Here is a 24,348-nt window from a genome sequence, read left to right as displayed (position 1 = left end):
TGATCATGCGGCGATCATTCGAGGTTCCGGGCGAGACGGACGTTTCGCGCGCAGCCGATCGGGGGCGTTGCCCCGACTGTGCGAGGAGGACGGCAATGGCTCCGAACGATGGCTCCGCTGGCACCTCGATCGACTTCGACTCGCCTCCGGCAATCGGCAACAGCCGGGGCGTCGGTAGGCGCAGCCTGCTCGTCGGCGGGGCGGCCCTGCTCGCTGGCGGCGCCGCGCTCGCGAAACCGGCGCGGGCACTCGGCGCCGGCCCGACCGGTGGGGCGACCGGTGCGGCGATCGATGGCGTGACCGGTGCGGCGAGCGCGAAGAGTGAGCCCGGCCCGTTCGGCCTTTCCCCCGAGCAGCAGGCCGGGCAGCGCGTGATCTGGTCCTACCCCGGTCTGACGCCGCCGCCGGCACTCTTCGACGCCATCCGTGCCGGACTGGTCGGCGGGGTCATCTTCTTCGGCGAGAACATCAACCGCAACGACCGCAGCCAGATCCAGGCGGTGACCGGCCAGTTGGCGCAGGCGCAGGCGGACAGCGGCATCGGATACCCGCTGTTGCTGATGACCGACCAGGAGGGCGGCGTCGTGCAGCGGCTTCCCGGCGCCCCCGGGGTTTCCGAGAAGCAGGTCGGCGCGTCGGCCGACCCGGTCGGTGCGGCGCGATCCGCGGGCGTCGGCGCGGCACAGAACCTGCTCGACGCCGGGATGAACTGCAACCTCGCGCCGGTACTCGACGTGTACCGGCAGGCCGGCAACTTCGACGACCAGTTCGGGCGCTCGTACAGCATGGATCCCGCCGTCTGCGGCGTGTGCGGTGCCGCGTCCATCACCGCGCAGCAAGAGCTCGGCGTGGTCACGACCGCCAAGCACTTCCCCGGGCTCGGTGCCGCGACCAGAGCCCAGAACACCGATCTCGGGACCGCGACGCTCAACGTGTCGTCGTCGGACCTGCGTCGCGTCGACGAGTTCCCGTTCACCCACGCTGTGCAGGCCAACGTGGACATGGTCATGATGTCGTGGGCGACCTACCCGGCGCTCGACCCGAACCTGCCGGCCGGGCTGTCACCGAGGATCGTGCTCGAACTCCGCGGGCGGCTCAGGTTCCGCGGAGTCACGATCACCGACGCGATCGAGGCCGGCGCGCTGCAGAACTTCGGCGATACCGGTGAGCGCGCGGTCGCGGCCGCGGCGGCCGGCATGGACATCGTGCTCTGCTCCGCACGCGACGTCGGCCAGGGTCAGGACGCGGTCGACGCCCTCCAGGCGGCGATCGCCAACGGGCAGCTCGATTCGGGACTGGGCGCCGACGCGCTGCAGCGCGTCCTCGCGCTGCGCGGCCGGCTCGGCTGAGGCACCCACCGGCAGCGGGCATTCACCGGCCACAAGCATCTCGCCGGCGGCCGGACCACGCGGCGCACGGCGGTGCCCACCGGACGGGTGGCCCACGGTCAGCTCGTGGCCGCCGTGTCCTCCAGCGCCCGCCCGTTCGTTCGCGGGCCGAGCAGCCAGACGTCCACGCAGAGCGCGGCGATCAGCACCGCTGACCCGCCGAACACCCCGCCGGCACCGAGCCGGTCGAGCGCGGCGACCGCGATGAACGGCAGCAGCGCCGACGCGGCACGCGAGAGCGAGTAGGCGATGCCGATGGCGCTGCTGCGCACCGCGGTCGGGAAGATCTCGGTCTGATAGACATGAAAGGCGTTCGAGAACACGTTGCTGCAGATGGTCAGCAGGAATCCGGCGGCCACGATCAGCGGTGTGCTGGTCGAGAAGCCGAAGATCAGTCCGAAGACGGCGATGCCGATCGCCGAGACGATGATGAGCGTCTTGCGTTCGAAGCGTTCCACCAGCGGCAACGACACCAGCGAACCCAACGGGTAGCCGAGGTAGGTCAGTCCCGCGTAGCCGAGCGAGGACGTGACGGTGAAGCCCTTGGACACCAGCACGATGGGTGCCAGCGAGCCGAAGCCGTAGTAGGCGACCGTCTGCAGCACCTGGAAGGTCCACATCATGATCGTGCGGCCGCGGTACCGGCCGCGGAACATGTCGACGAGCCGCGGGCGCTGTTCGCGCCGCTGCGCGGCGGCCAGCTCGGCGGCGTGCCGCCCGGTCGCCTCGCTGAGCTCGGGTACCGGCCTGCCGGCTCGCCGCATCCAGGCGCGCACCCGCTCCTCCACGCGTCCCACCACGGCGTCCGCCGCGGCGAAGTCGCCGCGCGCCGCCAGCCAGCGCGGGGACTCCTCCAACGCGCGCCGGGAGAACAGCACCACCAGCGCGGCGAGCCCCCCACCGATCAGCAGCCAGCGCCAGCCGTCGATGCCGAACCGCGCCGACGCGATCACCCGCGCGCCGACGAGCGCCACGAGCGGTACGCCGAAGAATCCGACCGTGTACGCCCATGCGATGTACCGGCCGCGTACCCGCGCGGGCAGGAACTCGGCCAGGTACGCGTCGACGAGGACCAGCTCGGCACCGATCCCGATGCCGGCGAGGAACCGCAGCACCAGGAACACCTGAAGGTTCGGCGAGAACGCGGAGGCCAGCGAGAAGAGCGAGTAGACGAGCAGGTTGACCATGAAGATCCGTCGCCTGCCCCAGCGGTCGGCGGCGAGCGACAACAGGCTCGCCCCGATGAACATGCCGGCGAAGGCGCTGGAGATCACCGCGGACTTGCCGGTCGACGACAGGTGCCACTGTTTGGCCAGCACGGGAGCCAGAACGCCGCCGAGGAACACCTCGTAGAGGTCGAAGAACGAGCCGAGGCCCACGATCAGGGTGACCATCCGGTGCCAGCGGGACACCGGCAGAAGGTCGAGGCGGGCGGCGAGGGTGGCCGCTCTGGCATCGGCCGTCACCTGGGCACCGTCAACCTCGAGGACGCGGGCGTGCTACTTGTCCTGAAATGTACCAGGGGCCAGCCCCGCCGACCGGCGGAACCGGATGGCCGCACGGTCCGGCCGGCCGATACGCTCCGGGCATGGACTCGTCCTTGATCGAGAGCCTGCGCGCGGCCGTCGCCGACCGTCCGGACGACGTTCCGCTGCGGGTACACCTCGCCGAGCTGCTGCTGGCCGCGAAGCGCCGGGACGAAGCCATCGAGCAGCTGGCCCGGGCACTGGCCGGAGACCCGCAGAACGCCGGCGTACGGGCGTTGATGGCGCGAGCGATCGCCGGCGGCGAGCCGGCCCCGGCGGACGGTGACGTGCCCGGTCCGCGGCGACCGGCCGGGCCGGCGGAGGCGACGGACGGCGAAGCCGGCGCGGCCGCGGGGCCGGACAGCGAGCCGGACGCGTCCTCGGCGGTCCACGACCCGAGCCCGGAGGCCGCCTGGTCGGCGATCGTCGGGGACCTGGAGGATGTCATACCGCCCCGGTTCGCGCGTGCCGGCGACGAGCCGGAACCGATCCGGTCCGACGACGACGGCATCGTGCAGGCCGAGATCTCCTCGGTACGACTGGCCGATGTCGGCGGCATGGAAGACGTGAAGACCCGCCTGGAGCTGGCCTTCCTGGCACCGATGCGCAACCCGAAGCTGCGGGCGCTGTACGGCAAGAAGCTGCGCGGTGGCCTGCTCCTGTACGGTCCGCCCGGCTGCGGCAAGACGTTCCTGGCCCGCGCCGTCGCGGGTGAGATGGGCGCCCGGTTCCTCTCGGTGTCCATTGTCGATGTGCTGGACATGTGGTCGGGCCAGGCGGAACGGAACCTGCACGAGATCTTCGAGGCGGCCCGGCGCAACGCGCCGTGCGTGCTGTTCTTCGACGAGATCGACGCGCTGGGCCACAAGCGCAGCCAGCTGCGGTCCTCGGCCATGCGGACCCTCGGCAACCAACTGCTGACCGAGCTCGATGGTGTGGACGCCGTCAACGAGGGGATGTTCGTGCTGGCCGCGACGAACGCGCCCTGGGACGTGGACGCGGCGCTGCGCCGGCCCGGGCGGCTGGACCGGATGCTGTTCGTCGCGCCGCCGGACGCCCCGGCACGGTCGACGATCCTCGAATACCACCTGCGGGACCGCCCGATCGCGAACATCGATCTGGCCAAGCTGGCGGCGGCGACGGAGTCGTTCTCCGGAGCCGACCTGGAGCACCTCTGCGAGACAGCCGCCGAGAACGCGATCCAGGACGCCATCTCCTCCGGCGAGGTGCGGATGATCGAGCAGCGGGACATGGAGGCCGCCGCCCGGGCGCTGCGCCCCTCGACCGGCTCGTGGTTCGCCTCCGCGAAAAACGTCGCGCAGTTCGGTAACCAGGACGGCAGCTACGACGATCTGGCGCAGTACCTCAAGCGACAACGCCCCGCCCGATGACCGACCCGGAGCTGCGGCGGGTCAACGCGCTGCTCGAAGTGGGCCGCTGGGAGGCGGCCGCGGAGATCCTCGTCCGGCTCGCGGCTCGCGACCCGAACTCGGCGCGGCTGGCGTGCCTGCTGGCCCGGTGCCATCACCTGGGCCAGGACTGGCCGGCGATGCTGGAGCAGGCGGCACGCGCGTGCGCGCTGGCACCGAACGACGAGTGGGCGCACCGGCTGCGGTCCATCGCGCTGCGCCGCCTCGACCGGCCGGCGGAGGCCGTCGCGGCGGCGCGCGAGGCGGTGCGCCTCAAGCCGCAGCAATGGGAGCCGTTCGTCGTACTCGCCGAGGCGTTGCTGGCCGGTGAGGACGCCCAGTCCGCATTGGCCGCGCGGGACGCCGTGGACCGGGCGCTCGAGCTGTCGCCGCACAACAACGAGATCCTGGTACTCGCCGGCCGGGTCGCCCTGGCGCTCGGTGACCTGCGCACCGCCCGGGCGCGCTACGAGCAGGTACTCGCCGTGTCGCCGGAGGACGCGGCGGCGCGGGTCAACCTCGCCGTACTGGACCTGCACCAGTCCCGGACAACCGCCGCCGCCGACCGTTTCCAGGCTGTGGTGGCGGCGAACCCGGGCAATCCGCGGCTCGTGCGCAACGTCCAGCTGGCGGCGACCATGTGGCTCGGCCGGCTGCACCTGGCCACATCGGGCGTGTACCTCGCCTGCTGGCTGGCGGCCGCGACGCTGTCGCCGGGAGCCGTACGCGACGGCCTGGCCGCCCTGGTCGCCGCCGGTACGGTGGTCCTCGCCGGCCTCGCGTACCGGCGGCTGCCGAGCGGCACCCGGCGCATGGTCCGCTGGCCCGCGGTCGCGCTGAAGGACGACGCGAACGGCCTCAGGTCGCTGCGCCGGTCGCACGTGATCCTCATGGCGCTGGCGGTCTACCAGGTCGCGATCGGGCTCGTCATGCTCACCACCACCCTGCCGCTGTGGACCACGCTGCAGCTGTTCGCGACGGCCGGCGTGGTGCCGGCACTGATCCGGGTGATCCGGGTCTGGAACCGCGCCGTGTCCAGGGCCAGGAGGCGCCGGCGCAGCGGCCCGGGTACCGGCGACCGGGTCGCGCCCGGGGCGGCCGACCGGGCTGCGGCTCAGGCGGGGGCGCCGGGACCGGAGACTCCGGCCGGCCAGGTCTGAGCGGCGCGGTCTGAGCGCCGCGGCCTGAGCGCCGCGGCCTGAGCTTCCGGCGGCGAGCGCGGGTGGCCGCGAACCGCGACGTCGGCTCGTCTCAGTGGACCGTCGCGCGACGCTACCGGTGTGCGATGTCGACGTCGAGCAGTTGCGGCGACTGGACGAAGCCGTGCCGGCGGTACGCGGGAATGGCGCGGATGCTGGAGTGCACCGTCGCGCGCTCGACTCCCAGATCGCGTGCGTGGGCAAGGACCGCTTCGATCAGCCGGCCGCCCAGGCCGCCGTTGCGCTGTTCCGGTACCACGTACACACATTGCACATCGCCCGAGATCCGGTCCAGCGAACCCGGGTGCGGCACCCGCCGGACGGTCGCCAGCCAGGCCATCCCGATGACGACATCGCCGCCGACCACATTGTCGCGGACGACATCGCCGCCGACGACATCGCCGCGAACCGCGACCACACACCGGTGGGAGCCCCGGTTGTCGCGCGCCCATTCGGTGAACGCGGTCACGAACTCCTCCCGGGTGGTGACCGGGGGCGTGCCATTCTCCCGTGCCCACCGCCAGCGCAGTTCGGCAACGGCGGCCAGATCCTCGGGTTCCGCGGGGCGGACGGAAACGTTGTCCATGCGCCGATCCTGCCGCATGGGCTTCGAGAAGGCGGCGAGTGGCTGCGCGAGAAGGCGACGAGTGCCGGTCCGACCGGGCGGTTGTAAGATCTTGCGGAGTCGACAGCGAGGGGAACAGCCGTGCCCAACCAGATCGTCCGGTACGCGACAACGGATGGCGCCGGTGCCGGCGTCGGTCTCCGGGACGGCGACACCGGGGTGGTACGGGCACTGGCCGCACCCTCCCTGGCGGCCCTGCTGCGCGAGGGGAGTGCCGCCCTGCGGAAGGCCGTCGAGTCGCCGGGCGACGAGGTACCCGGTGCCAGGCTGCTGCCACCCGTCGACGGGTTGACCGAGGTGTGGGCCTCCGGGGTGACGTACCTGCGGTCCAGCGAGGCGCGGCAGGAGGAGAGCCAGGTCGCCGACGTGTACGCCCGGGTGTACGACGCGGCCCGGCCCGAGCTGTTCTTCAAGTCGCCGGCCTGGCGGGTCTGCGGCGACGGCGAGCCGATCGGCGTGCGGGTCGACTCCGACATCGACGTACCCGAGCCGGAGTTGGCGCTGGTCTGCGACGCGCACGGCGACATCGTCGGGCTGACCATCTGCGACGACGTGTCCTCGCGCTCCATCGAGGGGGAAAACCCGCTGTACCTCCCGCAGGCGAAGATCTACTCCGGCTCGTGTGCGCTGGGTCCGGGCATCGCGCCGATCTGGGAGATTCCCGATCCCGCCGCACTGTCGATCGCGGTCACCGTCCTGCGCGACGGCGACGTGGCCTGGTCCGGGCAGACCTCCACCGCGCGGATGCGCCGCGGCTTCGCCGAACTCGTCGAGTACCTGTTCCGCCAGGCGACCTTCCCGGACGGTGCCGTGCTGTCGACCGGCACCGGGCTGGTTCCCGACCTGGACTTCTGCCTGGCACCCGGCGACGAGGTGGTCGTCGAGATCGAGGGCGTCGGCCGGCTGGCCAACCCGGTGCGGTCGGCGACCCGGGAAGCGTTCGGCTGGCTGACTCCGGCACCGGACCGCCACGCGGCCTGAGCCGCCCGGCCTGAGGCCAACCCCGCTCCGGGGGCACGCCGGCCCGGCCGGTCGGCATCGGATACCGGAGCCGGTCGGACCAGATCGGGTGATCTTCCCGCGAAGCCGGCGACTCTGTGGCCGGTCCGTCGCTATGCTGCCGCCGTGGCGGAACCAGCGGGTCGCCGGCGTTCACTGACGCACAGCTACGGCGAGACACGGCGGTCCAGCTGGCTGGAGCTGTTCTTCGACCTGGTGTTCGTCGTCGCCGTGTTCCGGCTCGGCCGGTTGTTGGTGGACGATCCGTCGTTGCACGGCGTGCTGGTCTTTGCCGGGCTGCTGACCACGGTCTGGTGGCTGTGGATCAGCTTCTCCTACTTCGCTGACCTCTTCGACGACGACCGTCCGCCGAGCCGCCTGGTGCAACTGGTCGCGATGCTGGGCGTGTTGGCATTGTCCACGTCGCTCGGCGGCGTAGCGGCCGGGAACTCTGGCCGGTTCGCGGTGGCGTACGGACTGTTGTTGCTGCTGCTCCTCGGCATGTACGCGGTCGTCGGGTGGCTGGACGAACAGGTACGGGAATTCTGCCGGTGGTTCGTCCTCGGGTACCTGGTCGGCGCCGCCGCCTGGTTCGGTTCGCTGCTGGTACCCACCCCGGCTCGGTACGCCGTCTGGGGTGCCGCGCTGGTCGTCAACGCGGCGGTCTCCGGACCAGTGGCCTACGCCAGGGTGAGCAGCCTACCGACTCAGGAGTCACACATGCCGGAGCGGTTCGGACTGTTCACCATCGTCGTGCTCGGGGAGGCTGTCCTCGCGCTCGCCAATGCGATCGACGCGACCGGCTGGCGACCGTCGACCATGGCCATCGGAACAGGCGGCTTCGTCATCGCCAGCGGGGTGTGGTGGGTGTACTTCATCACGGCGTTCCACCGCGGCGAAGCCAACCGGGCACTACGCGCCGGCAGGCGGGCGACACTCCGCAGCTTCCTCTACGGGTACGGCCATCTGGCGGTGTACGGGGCGATAGCGGCCCTGGGCGTCGCGGTCGAGTTGGCCGCGCGGGAGGCGGCGCACCACGAGCGCGGCGTTTCCGGGCCGCTGCTGGGCGGAAGCCAACTGGCGTTGGTGCTGGGCGGGTTGATCCTCTATCTCGGTCTCAACCGGCCGGTCAGCCGGAGGGTGGCGTCGGCCCACGGCGCGTTGGCGGTCGTCGCGCTGGTCATCGCGCTCGGTGGGCTGCCGCCACTCGTGGCGGTGAGCCTGAGCGTCGCGATCTGGGTGATCGTGGTCGTCGTCGAGCAGGCCGCCGCGTCAGCGCAGGATGGTTGACCGAGTCGGCCAGGCACCTCCGGCCGCGCCGTCGGCGATCAGGGACTGAGGTAGGGGATGGTCTGCGGGCCCTCGGGCAGGACGCAGACCGTCGCGTGCGAACCGTGCCGCGCCACGCAGTCCGCGATGTCGGCGGTCTGCTCCAGGTGCGCCTCCCGAAGCTGGGCGTCGGACAGGTACGAGGTGTGCATGACCACCCGTGCGGCGGACTGGATGCGCGCCTGAACCTGCACCTGCCACTGGTCCGGCACGGTACGCGGCCGGGCCCGGATCGCCTCCAGCAGCGCGGCCGGGGAGGGCTGCGAGGTCAGCACCTCGCGGTATGAGCCGTGATCGGGGAAGCCGTCGCGGCACTCGGCCGCGCAGATGATGGTGCCGCCGGGCTTCACCACGGTGGCCGCCGCCGACATGCCCTTGACCGACTGGTACAGGTTCTGGTCCAGGGGGAAGCCGGCGTTCGTGGTGACCACCACGTCGAACGGCGCCGGTACCGGGCGCATCGCGATCGTCCGGGCCGCCTCGATGGCCGCGGCGTGCATGGCCAGCAGGTCGCCGCCGAACGCGGCCACGATCCGCTGCTGCCGGTTGAGGATGACGTCGAGGGCGAAGTGCACGCCGGTACCCGCCGCGATGGCACGCACGTCGTCATGCACCGGATTGCCCTCGGTGATGCCCCAGGTGGCCCGGGCGTCGCCGATGCGCGCGGCGTCGTGCAGGGTCAGCACCGTGTCCAGGCCGGCGAGCCCGGGCGCGACAAGCTTGGGACCGCCGGAGAACCCGGCGAAGAAGTGCGGCTCGACGAAACCGGTGGTGATGCGTACGTCGGCGTCGACCCACTCGCGATTCAGCCACACCGGTACGTCGTTGCCGAAGCGGCCCAGGAACCGCAGCGAACCGGCGTCCCGCGCGTCGTGGTTGACGATGCGTACGTTGTCGACGATCCAGTCGCCGAACATGGCGCGCAGTTCGGCCGCGGTGTTGGCCCGGTGCGTACCGGTGGCCACCAGGATCACCAGGTCCTCGCGGGCGAGTACGCCATCGAGTTCGTCGAGGATCGCCTCGACCATCACCTGGCGCGGCTGCGGGCGGGTGCCGTCGCAGGCCGAGATGGCTACCGTCTGGCCGGGGCGCACCCGCTCGCGCAACGGCGGCCCGGCCTGAGGGTGCCGCAGTGCCTGGCGCAGCGCGGCCCGCTCGTCGCCGACGCCGGGTGGATGGGTCGGCGCGATCACCGTCGTGCGCCCGTCGGGCAGGTCGACGGCCAGACCGTCACTGCCGTACGCGAGCTGGACTCTCATGGCCTGCCGTGCCGGGCCTCATCGGCCGGCCGGGCACAGCCGCATTTCGTGGCTGGGCCCGGCGTCATTGGCCGGCCGGGCGCGGCCGGCAGGTTCGTGGCTGGGCCCGGCGTCATTGGCCGGCCGGGCGCAGCCGTAGGCCGGCCATCCCGCCGTCCACTGCGAGATCCACGCCGGTCGTGGAGCCGGCCGCGGGGCTTGCCAGGTAGGCGATCGCGGCGGCCACCTCGTCCGCCCGGACCAGCCGGCCGTGCGGCTGCCGGGCCTCGAGCGCGGCGCGCTCCGCGGCCGGGTCGGGCGCCACCGACAGCAGCCGGTCGATCCATGGGGTGTCGGCGGTGCCCGGGGTGACGCAGTTGACCCGGATGCCCTCGCGCAGGTGGTCGGCGGCCATCGCCCGGGTCAGGGCGAGCACCGCCCCCTTGGAGGCCGAGTACAGCGCGCGTTGCGGCAGGCCGGCGGTCGCCGCGATCGAGCAGGTGTTCACGATCGCGGCGTGCGCCGAGCGGCGCAGGTGGGGCAGTGCGGCCCGGCTGGCCCGCACCATGCCGATCACGTTGACGTCGAACACCCGCTGCCACTCGGCGTCGGAGTTGTCCTCGACGCTGCCCTGCGCGCCGATGCCGGCGTTGTTGACCAGGATGTCCAGCGCCCCGTGCCGCCCGACGACCTCGCCGATCGCGTCCCGCACGCTGTCGTCGTCGCTGACATCGCAGACGATCCCGCGCAGCGGCGCGTCGACGTTGTCGGGTTTGAGGTCGAGTACCGCCACGGTGGCGCCCCGCTGCGCCAGCAACTGTGCGGTGGCCAGTCCGATCCCCGATGCGCCCCCGGTGACGGCGGCGACAAGCCCGGCGAAATCCCCGTTGCTCATGCCTGACCCATCTCCTGCCGGGCCCGGCCCAGCCCGTCGATCTCCAGCTCGACCACGTCGCCGGCGCGCAGGAACGGGAAGTCGTTGGCGCCGAAGCCGACGCCGGCCGGAGTGCCGGTGTTCACCAGGTCGCCGGGTTCGAGCACCATGAACTGGCTCAGGTACCACACCACGTGGTACACCCCGAAGATCATGTTTTTGGTGTTGCCGTCCTGGCGCACCTCGCCGTTGACCCAGGTGCGCAGGCCCAGCGCCTGCGGATCGGGTACCTCGTCCGCGGTCACCAGCCACGGGCCCAGCGGGTTGAAGGTCTCGCAGGACTTGCCCTTGTCCCACTGACCGCCCCGCTCGGTCTGGAACTCGCGCTCGCTCACGTCGTTGGCCAGCGCGTAGCCGGCGATGACCCCGGCCGCGTCGGCAGGCGAGTCGAGGTACCGGGCCGGCTTGCCGATGACGATGCCCAACTCGACCTCGTAGTCGGTCTTGACGCTGCGTCGCGGAATGAGCACAGTGTCGTTCGGGCCGACCACGGTGTCCGGCCCCTTCATGAAGATGATCGGCTCGGTCGGGGTGGCCGCCCCGGTCTCGGCGGCGTGGTCGGAGTAGTTCAGCCCGATGCACACGACCTTGCCGGGCCGGGCGATCGGCGACCCGATCCGCTCGGGGGTGGGAAGCTCGGTCAGCTCTCCGCGGGCGACGGCGTCGCGCACCCGGTCGACCCCGTCGCCGGCGAGGAAGGCACCGTCGATGTCTGTGGTGAGTGGCGAGATGTCGAGATACCGCGCGTCACCGTCGAGCACCGCGGGCCGTTCGGCACCCGCCGGTCCGATCCGCACCAGCCTCATGAAGTTGTCCCCTCGTCGCAGCGGCAGGCGAGCGTGTCTGGCGAACCCGCCCCGGCGCCCTGTGGGACAGAGTCCGTTCAGCCGGCCGTCGCGCAGATTAACCCGATGTACGATCGCCTCGCAGCCTCGCACAGCCCGCATAACCTGTCTAGATCCGTCTCGGGACACGGCTGTGTTGACTGAATCACCGGACCATCTCCTCGAATGCCGGCGAAGTCATCCGATGATTCCGTCATAATCCACTGTGGACATCCCGGCGAGGCGACCTCACGCCGCCTCGCCGGTGGCCGGCCCTGACCCCCGCTGGTCATGAGCCGGCCGCGTCGTTGACCGGCCGCGTCGTTGGCAGGCCGCGTCGTTGGCAGGCCGCGTCACGAGCCGGCCGCGTTGTCATCCGGCCGCGCAGGGGACGTCGTTGAGCAGGAAGGCCGTTGGCGCGGCGTCGCTGCCGTGCCAGGTTCCCCTGATCTCCATGGACACGCTGCCGTGTGCCGGGATCACCGCGTTGCCGTGCGTGTTCCGCAACGTCGCGGCGGCGCCGGACTGGTTGAACGTGGCGTCCCACGCGGCGGTGATGCGCTGGTCGCCGCCGAACGTGAAGCCGAGCTTCCAGCCGCGGATCGGGGCCGACCCCGAGTTGACCGCCTTCAGCCTCGCGACGAAGCCGCCCGGCCACTGCGACACGTTCGTGTACGTCACGGTGCAGGCCGGCGACGGGCTCGGCGACGGGCTCGGCGGTGCGGTCGACGGGCTCGGCGTCGGGATGGCCGGATGCCCGTTGACCGCATTGGTCGCGATCGACAGGTTGCCGGCCGCGTCGAAGGCCCGCACGTAGTACTGGTGCAAGACGCCAGGCGGTGGCGGTCCGGTCCACGGCGGCACGGCGAACGTCGTCCCGGTCACCGTGCCGACGAGCTTCGAGCTGTACCAACCGTCGAAGTGGTAGACGTTGTACCCGGTGACGCCCACGTCGTCGGTCGAGGCCGACCAGGTCAGCGTCGGCCCGGTGGCGTCGGTGAAGGTCAGGTTGCCCGGGGTCGTCGGCGCGCTCATGTCGCCGGTGTCGTTGGCCGGGGCGACCAGCGTGATCAGGTTGGACGACGGCGACGACTGCCCCGAACTGTCGATCGCGTGTACCGAGATCGTGTACTGATCGTTCGGGTAGACCGGAACCGTGGCCGTTGCGACGTTTGCGACCCTCGTTCCCCCGATGACGTCGGTGAATGGTCGAGCCATCGTGATGCCGTACTCGGTGATCGGGCAGCAGCCGGGAGTCGAGGCGGTCCAGCTCAGCGTCAGGGAGTGTGACAGGAGGCTGGTGACGGTCAGGTCGGTCGGCGCCGTCGGCGCGAACGGCGACGTGCTCGGTTGGCTGGGCGTGACGCTGTCGGTGGGCAGGGGTCCGGTGCCGACCGATCCCGTGGGTGCCGTGCCCGCGTTCGCGGCCCCGACGGCGACCAGACCGGTGGCGACCATCGCGGCGCTGAGGACAATCGTGGCGTACAGCTGTGGCCGCCTGCGGCGCAATGCGGCAGGGGCAGCTATTTGTGGCATGGGTCAACAATGCGTGAGACATTGATGTGCGTCAAGAAATAATAGTGAACTAAAGCCCTTGCGCAAACGCTTGTTCGGCACCGGGTGGCCTTGTCAAACCCTTGTCGGGCCCGCGATTGTCGTTCCCATTGGTGGGCATCAGCCAATGCGGATTCCGCTTTTCGATGGCGTTCGACACCGCGCATTCGAACGGGGTCCGCGAATCGCCAAGGCACTATCCACCGGCTTCGACCGGCGTGTTGCGGTGCGCCCCGTTCTTCGACGCCCCGCCCGCTATCGACGCCAAAAGTCGACGCGTGTCCGGGTCCGCCCGATCCCGCGGTCGGTTCGCGCGCCGAGCCGGCGGGATGTGCCGCCTCGCTGGTGGGATGTGCCGCCGGGGGAGGCCGGGGCGCGGGCGGAAGGCACCGGGAGACCGGGCGCGGGCGGAAGGCGCCGGGCGGAAGGCGCCTTGCGGAAGACGCCGGGCGGAAGACGCCGGGCGGGTTTTCCCGGCCGTCTCCTGGGCAATCGCCTTGCAGGTCGGGGATCCGTGCCAGGGGTTCCGGGGCCTTTCGGCGCGCTCGGGACCGGACCGCCGGCTGCTGCCGGTGCGCCGGTACCAGCGCCACGCGATCACCGACGACCGGCGGAAGGCGCTCATGAGCTCGGAGATCAACCGCAGGGTATTCGCCCGCCCGGCCGCCACGCGGAGGGTGCCGGCGCGCGAGGCGCGGAGCCAGTTGGAGTCCCGGCGCTGGTGGGTCCTCGGAGTCGTCGGCCTGGCGCAGATGATGATCGCGCTGGACAACACCGTCATGAACATCGCGCTGCCGTCCGCGCAGCGCGCGCTGAACTTCAGCGCCGGCGACCGGCAATGGGTGATCACCGGGTACACACTCGCGTTCGGCAGCCTGCTCCTGATCAGCGGACGGCTGGCCGACCGCATCGGCCGCAAGAACGTGTTGGTCACCGGGCTGATCGGCTTCGCCATCGCCTCGGCGGTCGGCGGTGCGGCCCGCAACTTCATGATGCTGGTGGCCAGCCGCGCGATTCAGGGGGTGTTCGCCGCGTTCCTGGCGCCGGCAGCCCTCGCCGTGCTCACCACCACGTTCGCCCGCGGGCGGGAACGGGGACGGGCATTCGGCATATTCGGCGCCATCGCCGTCGGCGGTGCCACCGTCGGTCTCCTGCTCGGTGGCGTGCTCACCGAGTACCTGTCCTGGCGGTGGACCCTGTACATCAACATCGTGGCGGCAATCCCGGCGGCCGCCGGGGCGATCGCGCTGCTGCCCGGGCGCGGCCCCGCGGCCTCCCACGCGCGCATCGACGTACCGAGTACCGCGACCGTGTGCGGCGGGCTGTTCGCGATCGTGTACGGCTTCGCGAACGTACCCCGCGACGGCTGGGTGTCAACGGCGACCGTGGGCTTCCTCGCGGTGGGCGCGGTGCTGCTGATCGCGTTCATCGTCCTGCAGGCGCGCGTGTCGAACCCGTTGCTGCCGCTGCGCGTGCTGCTCGACCGTACCCGGGGCGGCGGCTACCTGGCGATCCTGCTCGCCACCGGCGCCATGCTCGGAGTCTTCCTGTTCACCAGCCTGTATCTCCAGCAAATCCTGCGCTACAGCGCGGTACGCACCGGCCTGGCGTTCCTGCCGCTGCCGTTGGTTCTGGTCGTGGTGGCCGCGATCCTGGGCCCGACGCTCGCCCGCCGGGTCCCGCCGAAGGTGATCGTGCCGGTCGGGATGGTGCTCGGCGCCGCCGGCGTGTACCTGATGACCCGGATCGGCCTGACCAGCGACTACTTCGCCGACCTGTTGCCCAGCATGGCGCTGCTCGGCATCGGGCTCGGTCTGGTCTTCTCCACCAGTTCCAGCATCGCCACGCTGGGCGTGCTGTCCGAGGACGCCGGGGTGGCGTCGGCGACGTTCAACACCGTGCAGCAGGTCGGCGGTTCGATCGGCGTCGCGGTACTCAACACGCTGGCGGCCACCGCCGCGGCGCGCTTCCTCGCCGGCCGGACGCCGTCCGCGCAGACCGGGGCACAGGCCGCGGTGCACGGCTACACGACCGCGTTCTGGTGGTCGACCGGCCTGTTCCTGCTGGGCGCGGTGGTGTCGGTGCTGTTGCTGCCCCGCGGGGTACCGGCCGCGTTGCGCGACCCCGGTGAGGAGAACCGGATGGTCCCGACCTAGTGGCCGCCGGGCCCGGTCGCTAACGGGCCGAGTCCCTACCGGCCCCGACGCTACGGGGCCCAGCCCGTGGCGGTCACCACGTCGTGGGCGATGTCCGTGACGCTCCGGCGATCGGTCGCGATCCGCACCGTGTCCGCCGGCACCCGCTCATCCAGGAGCCGGGCCTTGTGGACGCTGCTGTCGCGCGTCTCCTCCAGTTCGGTGCCGAGTTCCCGCCGCGCGAGCCGGTCGTCCACCGTCGCGTCGTCGGCGGTGAGGAGAACGCGGACGATCCGCACGTCGGCGCCCATCGCCCGGCGGAACATGCCGGTGCTGGAGGGCAACACGCTGAGCGTGTTGGTGTAGATGAGCCGGCGGTAGCCGAGCCCGCGATAGTTGGACCAGACGGCGGCCAGGTTGCTCGCCACGATCCTCGACCGGTCCGGATCCCCCTCCGGTGCCGGGTGTACCTGCCCCATGAAGTCGCCCTCGACGATCGCGTGCCGGACGGCGGCGGCGCGCAGGCGCGCGGAGACCTCCCACCCGATCGTGGTCTTGCCCACCCCGGCACGGCCGCCGATCAGCAGCACCTCCGCGCGATCCATGCGGGCAGCCTGCCAGTCCCGACCGTCGCGCGCGATCCGATATCGCCCCGGTGTCGGGCCCGGGAAGATGACTGACCGTACCGGAGCCTGTCGCCAGGGTTCGCGCCCGCCGAGCCCGGACGGGTTCGTAGCGAGCCAACACCAAGCTCGAAACAAAGCCCTGAACTGGGAGTACGCCCCGGTGACACGCGCTCGGGCAGACATCGAGGTATTGACACAGGCGAGTTAGGATGGTTCCCTTCCTATTACTCGCCGTACCGCTCCTCTCGCGCCGAGCCGAGTCACTGGGCACACCCTGGGCCGTCACTCCGGCCGGTCGCGTCGTGTCCAGGTGACCTTCGGGCGGCGCGTACGGGCGGCCCGGCCGTACCCCGTCAGTCGCTCACCGCCCCACCGGAGAGGCAGCAACGTGAGACGTTTGCGTCCCGCCCTGGTCCTGCTCGCCGTCGCCGCGCTATCGGCAACCGCCACCGCGGCGCTGGCGTCGACCACCCCGACAACCAGCGTTCCGGCTGCGGCCGCCGCCGGCCCGAGCGCCGCCGCGCTGCTGGCCAAGACCCAGACCTGCACACCAGCGTCCAACGGGAAGTACGCCACCGACGACGGTGGTCCGGCCACCGTCTCCATCTGCAAGACCGGATCCGCGTACTTCTGGACTTCGGACATGGACGTCGACTGCGATGGCATCTCCACGTCGCGGTGCAACTCCAGCACCGACCCGTGGTACTTCGACGAGACCTCGTTCCAGACGTCGACCAATCAGTTCTTCACCGCCGACGTCACGCACTACTTCGTGATCCCGCTGCCCAGCTCGCGATTCAACTACTCCAGCGCCGGCATCCGGCCGGGCAACGTGGGCGCGGTCATCTACAACAACAAGGTCGTCTACGCGGTGTTCGCCGACGAGGGCCCCGACAACATCATCGGCGAGGCGTCCTATGCCACCGCACAGGCGCTGGGGGTGGACCCCGATCCGGCCACCGGCGGGACCGAGGGGCCGGTGACGTTCATCGTGTTCACCGGTACGGTACCGAACCCTGTGGAGAACAACTCGGTGATCGATCAGGTCGGCGCCTCGGCCGCCACCGCCTTCGTCGGATCCTCGTCGACGCCGCCGCCGTCCGGAGGGACCGGCCAGATCGTCGGGTACGGCGGCAAGTGCGTGGACGTTGCCGGTGCCAACCCGGCGAACAACACCAAGGTGCAGCTCTACACCTGCAACGGTACGGCCGCCCAGCAGTGGACGGTCGGCGGCGACGGGACGATCCGGTCGCTCGGCAAGTGCCTGGACGTGGCCTCGGCCGGGACCGTCAACGGTACGAAGGCGCAGCTGTACGACTGCAACGGCACCGCAGCCCAGCAGTGGCGGCGCAGCGGCAACGAGCTGGTCAACGTCGGCTCGAACAAGTGCCTGGACGCGACCGGGCCGAGTTCCGCGGATGGCACCCCGTTGCAGATCTGGAGCTGCACCGGGGCCGCGAACCAGCTGTGGACGCTACCGGCGTAGTCACCTCCGCACTGGCGGGCGGTGGGCGCGACACGTGCGCCCGCCGCCCGCTGCCGTATGCGCGGCTCCTCTCCGGGGCAATCTGACAGCAGATTGATGCCATCTGGCTTGGCATGGCGCCAATTTGACGCTACATTGCTGTCATGGACCTTGAGCCGTACGTGGACAGCCTCAGCCGCGCGCTCGCCGCCGCCGGTACCGCCGGGGGAGAGGATGCCCAGGCGTTCCTCGACCGGTTTGTCGGGCCGCTCGAATCGGCCATCCGCCTGAACATGCTCAACGCGCTGTCCGCCGCGGCCGACGAGATCAGCACCGGCCTGGCGGCCGGTTCGGTGTACGTCCGACTCCGCGAAGGCAACCCGGAGTTCGTCGTGGACTCGCCGGCTTCCGGCGGGATGCCCGAGGACGTCGCGGACGACATGTCACCCGCCGCGCCGGCCGCACCCCTCGCCGACGACGGCGCCACGTCACGGATCAGCCTCCGGCTCCCCGAGCGGCTGAAGTCACGGGTCGACGAGGCCGCCGGCCGGGAGGGACTGTCCGTCAACACCTGGCTCGTCCGGGTGGTGGCCGCCACGATCGAGGCCGAGGACCGTCGCGGCAGTTCCGGCCGGCGCGGCTTGCAGATCGGGCAGAGCTACCGCGGCTGGACCCGCTGACCCGTCACCCCTCACTTTTCCCCGCGAACGCCGACACCACCCGACCGAAAGGGCTTCACCATGCCAACCTTCGCCACTCCCGCACCGATCACCGTCAAGCTCGACCTCATCGCCGGGGACGTCCACCTCACTGCCGGCGACCGCGCGGACACCGTGGTGACGGTGCGCCCGGCCAGCGATCGGGAGGTCGACGTGCGGGCCGCGGAGCGGACCCGGGTGGAGTACGCCGACGGCACGCTGTCGGTACAGACGCCGAAGCGGCGTGGCCTGCTCGGCCGCATCTCCGGAGCGGCCCAGGAGGGTCGCGTCCAGGTGACGGTCGACCTTCCGGCGGGCTCCGGCGTGCGGGGTGCGTCGGCCCTGGGACGCATGCACGGCGAGGGCCGGCTGGGCGAGTGCCGCTTCTCGACCGCCGCCGGTGACATCGAGCTGGAGCAGACCGGACCGCTGCGCCTGGACACCGCGCTCGGCCTGGTGAGTATCGGATCCGCGATCGGCGACGTGGAGGCCACCACGGCGCATGGCCACGTGCGGATCGGCCGGATCGAGGGGAGCGCCGAGATCAAGAACCTCAGCGGCCCGGTCGAGATCGGCCAGATCACCGGGGACCTGAAGCTGACCGGTGTCAACGGCAGCCTGTCCGTCGACCGGGCGTACGCCGACGTGACGGCCAAGACGGCCAACGGCAGCCTGCGGATCGGTGAGGTCCGGCAGGGATCCGTCTCGCTGGAGGCCACGGCCGGGTCGATCGAAGTCGGGATCCGGGAGGGCACCTCGGCCTACCTCGACGCGCATTCCCTGATCGGCGGCGTGCGCAACGCGTTGAACGACGCGGACGCCCCGGCACAGTCGGACTCGACCGTGAAGATTGTCGCGCGTACCCACGTCGGCACCATCGAGGTGCGGCGCTCTCTGCTCGGCCAGGACAGCTGACCGGCGCGGGGAGCGGGGGATGACGGTACGGCCGGGTCAGGCGGCCCGGGGCATCGGGGGCGCGACCGCCGGGCGGCGGGAGAACCGCAGGACACCGTCGTCGATCCGGCCGTACCGAAGGTTCAGGACGTCGTGCGCGTAGCTCATGCCCAGGCGCCACGGCGTCCGTGAGCCGGACCGCGGGAACTCGTCGACGGAGCGCAGCACATAGCCGGCCTGAAAGTCCAGCAGCGGCTGCCGGTTGACGGTGGGATCGTCGTCGGCCGGTACGCACTGGTCGTACCCGCGGGCGTCGAGGTAGCGCAGCAGCCGGACGGTGTACTCGCCGACGAGGTCGGCCTTCAGCGTCCAGGACGCGTTGGTGTACCCGATGGTGAACACGAAGTTCGGCACGCCGGACAGCATCATGCTCTTGTACGCCATGGTGTCCCGCAGCGTCACCTCGCGACCGTCGACGACGAGGTCCATCCCGCCGAACGCCAGCAGACGCAGTCCGGTCGCGGTCACGACGATGTCCGCATCGAGTTCGGCACCCGATTCCAGGCACACGCCGGTGGGCGTGAACTCGGCGATCCGGTCCGTGACCACCGAGGCGCCCCCGCGCCGGATCGCGGTGAACAGATCTCCGTCGGGGGCCAGGCACAGCCGCTGGTCCCAGGGTTGGTAGCGCGGGTTGAAGTGGGTGTCGACGTCGTACCCGGGCGGCAGTTGCCGGATCGCCCCCTTGCGGATCAACGACTTCATGACCCGCGGGCGGCTCCGGGCCAGCCGGTAGAACGCAGTGCCGAGCAGGACGTTCTTCCACCGGGTCACCGGGTACGCCCGGCGTGCCCCGATCGTGCGCCGCAGCCGGTTCGCGATCGCGTCCTCGCCCGGCCGCGACGCGATGTACGTGGGGGAGCGCTGGAGCATCGTCACGTGCGTGGCCCGGTCGGCCAGCGCCGGGACGAGCGTCACGGCCGTCGCGCCGCTGCCGATCACCACCACCTTCTTGCCGGTGTGGTCCAGGTCTTCCGGCCAGAACTGCGGATGGACCACCGTACCGGTGAACCGCTCGATGCCCGGGAATTCCGGCACGTACCCGGCGTCGTACCGGTAGTAGCCGGTACACAGGTAGAGAAAACTCGTTGTCAGCCGGACCGGCTCGTCGCCGTGTACCACGTCCACGGTCCAGCGGGCGTCCACAGTGGACCACTGCGCCCGGACGGCCCGGTGGCCGAAGCGGATCTGCCGGTCGATCCCGGCCTCGGCGGCGGTCTCCCGCACGTAGTCCAGGATCGACGGCCCGTCGGCGATGGCCTTGGCCTGCGTCCACGGCCGGAACCGGTACCCGAGCGTGTGCATGTCCGAGTCCGAGCGCACACCCGGGTACCGGAACAGGTCCCAGGTGCCACCGATGGCGTCGCGCGCCTCCAGGATCGTGTAGGTCCGGTGCGGGAAGGCCGACTGGATGTGGTGCGCGGCACCGATGCCGGACAGTCCGGCGCCGATGATGAGCACGTCGACGTGCTCGGTGGAGGTGGTCACTGGGCCCTCCGGCGCCGGGAGCTCAGGGTGGACTGCAACCCGGAGATCAGGCTGTAGTAGTGGGTGGGTGTGATCCTGGCGAGCGCGTCGAACACGTACGCGTCCGGCCCGACCAGGATCCGTGCCTTCCCGCGCTCGACGCCGTGATGGATGATCGCCGCGGCGCGGTCCGGTGAGGTCAGGGTGGCCGCCTCGAACTGGGCCGCCATCTGCTCCCGGGTGCGCCCGAGGCCCTGCGGGTCCTTGCGCATCCGGGCGTTGCGGGCGATGTTGGTGGTGATGCCCCCGGGGTGCACGGTGATCGCCCGCACGCCCGTGCCCCGCAACTCCTGGCGTAGGGCGTCGGTGAAGCCGCGGACCGCGAACTTCGCCGCGCAGTAGGCGCTCTGGTAGGGCATGCCGAGCAGACCGAAGACGCTGGACGTGTTCACGATGGCGCCGGCGTCCTGCGCCACGAGGATCGGCAGGAACGCCCGGGTGCCGTTGACCACGCCGTGGAAGTTGGTCTCGTGCAGCCAGTCGTCGTCCTCCGGCACCGCGTCCAGCACGGTCGAGGTCAGCGCGACGCCGGCATTGTTGAACACCGCCGCCAGCGGCGCCGGCATCCATTCGCGTACCTCGCCGGCGAACCGCGTCACGTCGGCCGCGTCCCGGACGTCGAGGACCCGGGTCAGTACCGTGCCGGACAGCGAGGCAGCGGTCTTGGCGAGCCCGGCCTCGTCCTGGTCGGCGATGGCCACCGGCGAGCCCAGCCTGGACAGCCGCCGGGCGAGGCTGCGGCCGATCCCCGAGGCGGCTCCGGTGATCATTACCGGGCGGCCGGTGATGTCAGGATGTGCTCGACGCATCGGTGCTCCCCGCCAGCTCGGGCTGCCCGCCGCGGCGGGCATGCGTGTCGATCAGGTCGACCAGGGTTGGCCAGGCGTCCCGCGGGAGGTCGTGGCCCAGCCCACGGATGGTCTCCAGCCGGGCGCCGGCGATCGCTCGCGCGGTCGCGGCCCCGCCGCTCGGGTGGACCATCCGGTCGCGGTCGCCGTGGATAACCAGCGTCGGCGCGGTGATCGCGCGCAACTGCGCGGTCCGGTCGCCGGAGCGGACGATCGCGGCGAGCTGCCGGGCCACGCCGCCGCTGGACGGATCCCGGTCGTACCCCTCGCCGGCCAGCTCGCGTACCCAGGTCTCGTCGAACGGGAAGCCGTGCGAGCCGATGTGCCGGAACATCCGTACCGCCCGGTCGGCCGATTCCTGCCGGGTCCTCGACGGGCGCCCGGCCAGCAGCCGCATGGTGGACAGCGCCGGACGACCGGAACCGCGCGCCCCGGTCATCGACATCATCGAGGTGAGGGTGCGTACCCGGTCCGGCCACAGCGTCGCGACCGACTGGGCGATCATGCCGCCCATGGAGATGCCGACCAGGTGCGGCCGCCGGTAGCCGAGCGCGTCGATCAGGCCGAGGGTGTCGGTGGCCAGGTCGGTGAGGTCGTACTGGTCCGGGTGGAAGCGCCGGGCCATCGTCACGAGCGGGTGCCGGGGCCGGAACCGTAGGTGGGTCGACCGGCCCACGTCGCGGTTGTCGAAGCGGACGACCCGGTACCCCCGCGCGGCGAGCCGCTCACAGAACTCGGTCGGCCAGCTGAGTAGCTGCTGGCCCAGCCCGGCGACGAGGACGACCGGCTCGGCACCGGCGTCACCGATCTGCTCGCAGGCCAGGTGGACGCCTCGCCCGACGTCGACAAGCTGCTCGGTCACGACTGCTCTCCGGTGGTCGGGTGGCCGGTGGTCGTGTGGCCCGCTGCCGCGGACCCCGGCTGTGTGCTCCGGCGGCGGACGACCGCCCGTCCGCCCAACGCCGGGCCGTTCGTGATGCCGCGGGAATGCCGCTTCTCGGCGGCCTCGGACGTCGGCAGCACCGTGTAGTCACGCAGCATGGTACGCAGCACGACGTTCATCTCCATGTTCGCGAACGCCGCGCCGAGGCAACGTCGGGTGCCGCCGCCGAACGGGATCCACTCGTACAGGTCCGGCTTCGCGTCGACGAACCGGTGTGGATCGAACGTCCCCGCGTCGGGGAAGAGGGTGTCGTTGTCGTGGACGAGCGTGATGCTGACGATGACCGCGCATCCCCGGGGAAGCGTCCAGCGACCGAGCTGGAGACTGTCCACCATCACCTGCCGGGCGACCACCTCGACGACCGGGCGGGTCCGCTGCACCTCGATGATCGTCGCCTGGCGCAGCGCGCTGCCGCCCGCGTCCACCTCGGCGACCAGGTCGCGCAGCACCTCGGGGTGGCGGCGCAGCCGCTCGACCGTCCAGGCCAGCGTCGTGGCCGTCGTCTCGTGTCCGGCGGACAGCAGGGTGAGCAACTGGTCCGCGACCTCGCTGTGGCTCATCCGGCCGCCGTCTTCGTACCGGCTCTGCAGCATCATCGCGAGGATGTCGTCGCGCTCGTCGAGCTGCGGGTCTGCCGCGGCACTGGCCAGCATCCGTTCGACGATCGCGTCGTAGCGGCGGCGCATCGCCCAGAACCGCCCCCACGGGCTCCACCGGCCACGGCCGACATCGGGGATCGGCAGCGAGGCCAGCCGGGAGCCGAGGACGACGATCCGGGGCAGCAGCTCACGCAGCTCAGCCAGCTCGGTGCCCTTGGCGCCGAACACGGTGCGCAGGATGGCGTTCAGGGTGATGCGCATCATGGACGGCATCGTCGGCAACGGCCGGTCCTGCGGCCAGGTCGCCAGCTCGCGTACCGTCTCCTCCTCGACGATCGTCTCGTATGCGGCCAGCCGGCGGCCGTGGAACGGCGGCACGAGCAACCGGCGCTGCCGGTGATGCCTCTCCCCGTTGAGGGCGAACATCGAGCCCGGCCCCAGCACCCGACTGAGATTGAGGCTGAGGTTGTCGACGGTGTCGGCGCCGGACTGGAGCAGCTGCTTGACCTCGGCCGGATCGCTGACGACCAGGGCGTGTTCGATCTTTGGCAGCTTGACGCGAAAGGTGTCCCCGAAGCGGTCGCGCAGCCGGCGCATCCTGTTTCCGGGGGTCAGCGTCATGGCAGCCTGGATCACGGACGGGGTCGACGGGCCGCGAGGAAGCGTCACCGTGGCCATCAGCCACCACCTTCCTTGGCATGTAACGCGGGCTGGTACGCGGGGTTGATGCGCGGGGCTGGTACGTGCACGTACCAGTCGACGGTACGCCGGGGTACCATTCCGTTCAAGAGCCGTCCCACCGGAAAGGGCTACCGTGATCACCGTGACGACCGCGGCTCGCCAGCCCCAGGCCGCCCGGACGGCGACCGGGCCCGGCGACGTGGGCACCTTCCGCCAGCGGCTGCTCGACGGCCTGGTCGCGTCGATCGCGGCCGACGGCTACCGCAACACCACGGTCGCCGACATCGTCCGCCGGGCACGGACCTCGCGGCGGACCTTCTACGAGCACTTCGCCAGCAAGGAGGCGTGCTTCATCGCGCTGCTCACCGACGCGAACGCGGAACTGGTGCGGCACATCTCCACTTCGGTCGACCCGACCGCCGCCTGGGCGGTGCAGGTGCGGCAGGCGATCGAGGCGTGGATCCACAGCGCGGAGTCCGCGCCGGCCATCACGCTGAGCTGGATCCGCGACGTACCGTCGCTCGGCGCCGCGGCCCGCGATCTGCATCGCGACACCATGGAAGCGTTCATCACCATGGTCCAGACGCTCTGCGACACCGACGAGTGGCACGCCATCGGGGTCGGTCCGGTGCCCCGGCAACTGGCCGTCATGCTGCTGGGCGGGCTGCGGGAGCTGTTCGCCAGCACGGTCGAGGACGGCGGGCGGATGACCGACATCACCGAGGTCGCGGTACAGGCGTCGATCGCCCTGCTCGGTCCGCGCACCTACGTCCCGGCGCCCCCGTAACGGGCTGTCGCGGGAGCCCCCGCCACGCCGAGGCGTGCCGGCCTGGGTACGGTGGGCCGG

General features: G+C 71.3%; 21 protein-coding genes. 10 read left to right on the top strand and 11 right to left on the bottom strand.

Annotated features, from left to right (window positions below; all coding sequences use genetic code 11):
• Positions 1 to 95 precede the first annotated feature (95 nt).
• On the top strand, positions 96 to 1,349 hold the full coding sequence (locus Raf01_RS33490; protein WP_203922085.1) for a glycoside hydrolase family 3 N-terminal domain-containing protein: 1,254 nt from the start codon (positions 96 to 98) through the stop codon (positions 1,347 to 1,349).
• A 98-nt stretch (positions 1,350 to 1,447) separates the two neighbouring features.
• Here Raf01_RS33490 and Raf01_RS33485 read toward each other — a convergent pair whose 3' ends face one another.
• Entirely contained in the window at positions 1,448 to 2,854 is a 1,407-nt protein-coding gene (locus Raf01_RS33485) for an MFS transporter (RefSeq protein ID WP_203922084.1), read from the bottom strand.
• Between the two features lie 122 nt (positions 2,855 to 2,976).
• Here Raf01_RS33485 and Raf01_RS33480 point away from each other — a divergent pair, with 122 nt between their 5' ends.
• Both Raf01_RS33480 and Raf01_RS33475 read left to right on the top strand, forming a co-directional pair.
• On the top strand, positions 2,977 to 4,305 hold the full coding sequence (locus Raf01_RS33480) for a tetratricopeptide repeat protein (protein ID WP_203922083.1): 1,329 nt from the start codon (positions 2,977 to 2,979) through the stop codon (positions 4,303 to 4,305).
• Complete coding sequence (locus tag Raf01_RS33475; protein ID WP_203922082.1) at positions 4,302 to 5,483, top strand: tetratricopeptide repeat protein; 1,182 nt, start codon at positions 4,302 to 4,304, stop codon at positions 5,481 to 5,483. Before Raf01_RS33480 ends, Raf01_RS33475 begins: the two co-directional genes overlap by 4 nt.
• A gap of 112 nt (positions 5,484 to 5,595) precedes the next feature.
• Here the strand turns inward: Raf01_RS33475 and Raf01_RS33470 are convergent, their stop codons facing one another.
• Entirely contained in the window at positions 5,596 to 6,108 is a 513-nt protein-coding gene (locus Raf01_RS33470; RefSeq protein WP_203922081.1) for a GNAT family N-acetyltransferase, read from the bottom strand.
• 120 nt (positions 6,109 to 6,228) lie between these two features.
• Between Raf01_RS33470 and Raf01_RS33465 the strand changes: the two genes are divergently transcribed.
• The gene (locus Raf01_RS33465) at positions 6,229 to 7,128 is read left to right on the top strand and encodes a fumarylacetoacetate hydrolase family protein (RefSeq protein ID WP_239134159.1); all 900 of its coding nucleotides are present in this window, start codon (positions 6,229 to 6,231) and stop codon (positions 7,126 to 7,128) included.
• Positions 7,129 to 7,272: 144 nt separating this feature from the next.
• Positions 7,273 to 8,436, top strand: a complete 1,164-nt coding sequence (locus tag Raf01_RS33460; RefSeq protein ID WP_203922080.1) for a low temperature requirement protein A — start codon at positions 7,273 to 7,275, stop codon at positions 8,434 to 8,436.
• A 38-nt stretch (positions 8,437 to 8,474) separates the two neighbouring features.
• Here the strand turns inward: Raf01_RS33460 and larA are convergent, their stop codons facing one another.
• The 4 genes from larA to Raf01_RS33440 all read right to left on the bottom strand — a co-directional run bounded on the left by larA (position 8,475) and on the right by Raf01_RS33440 (position 13,007).
• Positions 8,475 to 9,734, bottom strand: a complete 1,260-nt coding sequence (gene larA / locus Raf01_RS33455; RefSeq protein ID WP_203922079.1) for a nickel-dependent lactate racemase — start codon at positions 9,732 to 9,734, stop codon at positions 8,475 to 8,477.
• A gap of 112 nt (positions 9,735 to 9,846) precedes the next feature.
• The gene (locus Raf01_RS33450; protein WP_203922078.1) at positions 9,847 to 10,608 is read right to left on the bottom strand and encodes an SDR family NAD(P)-dependent oxidoreductase; all 762 of its coding nucleotides are present in this window, start codon (positions 10,606 to 10,608) and stop codon (positions 9,847 to 9,849) included.
• Positions 10,605 to 11,453 carry a fumarylacetoacetate hydrolase family protein gene (locus Raf01_RS33445; RefSeq protein ID WP_203922077.1) on the bottom strand — a complete coding sequence of 283 codons (849 nt, stop codon included), beginning with the start codon at positions 11,451 to 11,453 and terminating at the stop codon, positions 10,605 to 10,607. The genes Raf01_RS33450 and Raf01_RS33445 overlap by 4 nt, the downstream gene beginning before the upstream one ends.
• A gap of 390 nt (positions 11,454 to 11,843) precedes the next feature.
• Positions 11,844 to 13,007, bottom strand: a complete 1,164-nt coding sequence (locus tag Raf01_RS33440) for a cellulose binding domain-containing protein (protein WP_203922076.1) — start codon at positions 13,005 to 13,007, stop codon at positions 11,844 to 11,846.
• A gap of 641 nt (positions 13,008 to 13,648) precedes the next feature.
• Here Raf01_RS33440 and Raf01_RS33435 point away from each other — a divergent pair.
• Entirely contained in the window at positions 13,649 to 15,181 is a 1,533-nt protein-coding gene (locus Raf01_RS33435) for an MFS transporter (RefSeq protein WP_203922075.1), read from the top strand.
• A gap of 50 nt (positions 15,182 to 15,231) precedes the next feature.
• Here the strand turns inward: Raf01_RS33435 and Raf01_RS33430 are convergent, their stop codons facing one another.
• Positions 15,232 to 15,765, bottom strand: a complete 534-nt coding sequence (locus tag Raf01_RS33430) for a P-loop nucleotide/nucleoside kinase family protein (RefSeq protein ID WP_203922074.1) — start codon at positions 15,763 to 15,765, stop codon at positions 15,232 to 15,234.
• 409 nt (positions 15,766 to 16,174) lie between these two features.
• Here Raf01_RS33430 and Raf01_RS49945 point away from each other — a divergent pair, with 409 nt between their 5' ends.
• The 3 genes from Raf01_RS49945 to Raf01_RS33415 all read left to right on the top strand — a co-directional run bounded on the left by Raf01_RS49945 (position 16,175) and on the right by Raf01_RS33415 (position 18,864).
• Positions 16,175 to 17,272, top strand: coding sequence for a glycoside hydrolase family 75 protein (locus tag Raf01_RS49945; RefSeq protein ID WP_239134158.1), 1,098 nt, complete (start codon positions 16,175 to 16,177; stop codon positions 17,270 to 17,272).
• Between the two features lie 143 nt (positions 17,273 to 17,415).
• Entirely contained in the window at positions 17,416 to 17,931 is a 516-nt protein-coding gene (locus Raf01_RS33420; protein ID WP_203922073.1) for a hypothetical protein, read from the top strand.
• Between the two features lie 60 nt (positions 17,932 to 17,991).
• On the top strand, positions 17,992 to 18,864 hold the full coding sequence (locus tag Raf01_RS33415; RefSeq protein ID WP_203922072.1) for a DUF4097 family beta strand repeat-containing protein: 873 nt from the start codon (positions 17,992 to 17,994) through the stop codon (positions 18,862 to 18,864).
• A gap of 36 nt (positions 18,865 to 18,900) precedes the next feature.
• On the opposite strand, the gene Raf01_RS33410 is transcribed toward Raf01_RS33415, so the two are convergent.
• The 4 genes from Raf01_RS33410 to Raf01_RS33395 are packed head-to-tail and all read right to left on the bottom strand — an operon-like array spanning position 18,901 to position 23,498.
• Positions 18,901 to 20,391 carry a flavin-containing monooxygenase gene (locus Raf01_RS33410; protein WP_239134157.1) on the bottom strand — a complete coding sequence of 497 codons (1,491 nt, stop codon included), beginning with the start codon at positions 20,389 to 20,391 and terminating at the stop codon, positions 18,901 to 18,903.
• Positions 20,388 to 21,239, bottom strand: a complete 852-nt coding sequence (locus Raf01_RS33405) for an SDR family NAD(P)-dependent oxidoreductase (RefSeq protein ID WP_203922071.1) — start codon at positions 21,237 to 21,239, stop codon at positions 20,388 to 20,390. The genes Raf01_RS33410 and Raf01_RS33405 overlap by 4 nt, the downstream gene beginning before the upstream one ends.
• Positions 21,220 to 22,140 (bottom strand): alpha/beta fold hydrolase, encoded by a 921-nt coding sequence (locus tag Raf01_RS33400; protein WP_203922070.1) that lies wholly within the window; start codon positions 22,138 to 22,140, stop codon positions 21,220 to 21,222. The genes Raf01_RS33405 and Raf01_RS33400 overlap by 20 nt, the downstream gene beginning before the upstream one ends.
• Positions 22,137 to 23,498 carry a cytochrome P450 gene (locus Raf01_RS33395; RefSeq protein ID WP_203922069.1) on the bottom strand — a complete coding sequence of 454 codons (1,362 nt, stop codon included), beginning with the start codon at positions 23,496 to 23,498 and terminating at the stop codon, positions 22,137 to 22,139. The genes Raf01_RS33400 and Raf01_RS33395 overlap by 4 nt, the downstream gene beginning before the upstream one ends.
• A gap of 145 nt (positions 23,499 to 23,643) precedes the next feature.
• On the opposite strand from Raf01_RS33395, the gene Raf01_RS33390 reads away from it, so the two are divergent.
• A complete protein-coding gene (locus Raf01_RS33390) occupies positions 23,644 to 24,288 on the top strand; it encodes a TetR/AcrR family transcriptional regulator (protein ID WP_239134156.1) in 645 nt (214 codons plus the stop codon).
• Positions 24,289 to 24,348 lie beyond the last annotated feature (60 nt).

This window comes from Rugosimonospora africana, assembly GCF_016862975.1.
Taxonomy (GTDB): Bacteria; Actinomycetota; Actinomycetes; order Mycobacteriales; family Micromonosporaceae; genus Rugosimonospora; species Rugosimonospora africana.
Note: the sequence above shows the minus strand (reverse complement) of the source record. Positions and strands in the feature narration are given on the sequence as shown.

What these genes read in the sequence shown, in the direction of transcription:
- Raf01_RS33475 (WP_203922082.1), top strand. Translation starts at nt 4,302, where the DNA reads ATGACCGACCCGGAGCTGCGGCGGGTCAACGCGCTGCTCGAAGTGGGC.
- Raf01_RS33480 (WP_203922083.1), top strand. Translation starts at nt 2,977, where the DNA reads ATGGACTCGTCCTTGATCGAGAGCCTGCGCGCGGCCGTCGCCGACCGT.
- larA (WP_203922079.1), bottom strand. Translation starts at nt 9,734, where the DNA reads ATGAGAGTCCAGCTCGCGTACGGCAGTGACGGTCTGGCCGTCGACCTG.
- Raf01_RS33445 (WP_203922077.1), bottom strand. Translation starts at nt 11,453, where the DNA reads ATGAGGCTGGTGCGGATCGGACCGGCGGGTGCCGAACGGCCCGCGGTG.
- Raf01_RS33435 (WP_203922075.1), top strand. Translation starts at nt 13,649, where the DNA reads ATGAGCTCGGAGATCAACCGCAGGGTATTCGCCCGCCCGGCCGCCACG.
- Raf01_RS33405 (WP_203922071.1), bottom strand. Translation starts at nt 21,239, where the DNA reads ATGCGTCGAGCACATCCTGACATCACCGGCCGCCCGGTAATGATCACC.
- Raf01_RS33430 (WP_203922074.1), bottom strand. Translation starts at nt 15,765, where the DNA reads ATGGATCGCGCGGAGGTGCTGCTGATCGGCGGCCGTGCCGGGGTGGGC.
- Raf01_RS33490 (WP_203922085.1), top strand. Translation starts at nt 96, where the DNA reads ATGGCTCCGAACGATGGCTCCGCTGGCACCTCGATCGACTTCGACTCG.
- Raf01_RS33470 (WP_203922081.1), bottom strand. Translation starts at nt 6,108, where the DNA reads ATGGACAACGTTTCCGTCCGCCCCGCGGAACCCGAGGATCTGGCCGCC.
- Raf01_RS33395 (WP_203922069.1), bottom strand. Translation starts at nt 23,498, where the DNA reads ATGGCCACGGTGACGCTTCCTCGCGGCCCGTCGACCCCGTCCGTGATC.
- Raf01_RS33420 (WP_203922073.1), top strand. Translation starts at nt 17,416, where the DNA reads ATGGACCTTGAGCCGTACGTGGACAGCCTCAGCCGCGCGCTCGCCGCC.
- Raf01_RS33450 (WP_203922078.1), bottom strand. Translation starts at nt 10,608, where the DNA reads ATGAGCAACGGGGATTTCGCCGGGCTTGTCGCCGCCGTCACCGGGGGC.
- Raf01_RS33415 (WP_203922072.1), top strand. Translation starts at nt 17,992, where the DNA reads ATGCCAACCTTCGCCACTCCCGCACCGATCACCGTCAAGCTCGACCTC.
- Raf01_RS33440 (WP_203922076.1), bottom strand. Translation starts at nt 13,007, where the DNA reads ATGCCACAAATAGCTGCCCCTGCCGCATTGCGCCGCAGGCGGCCACAG.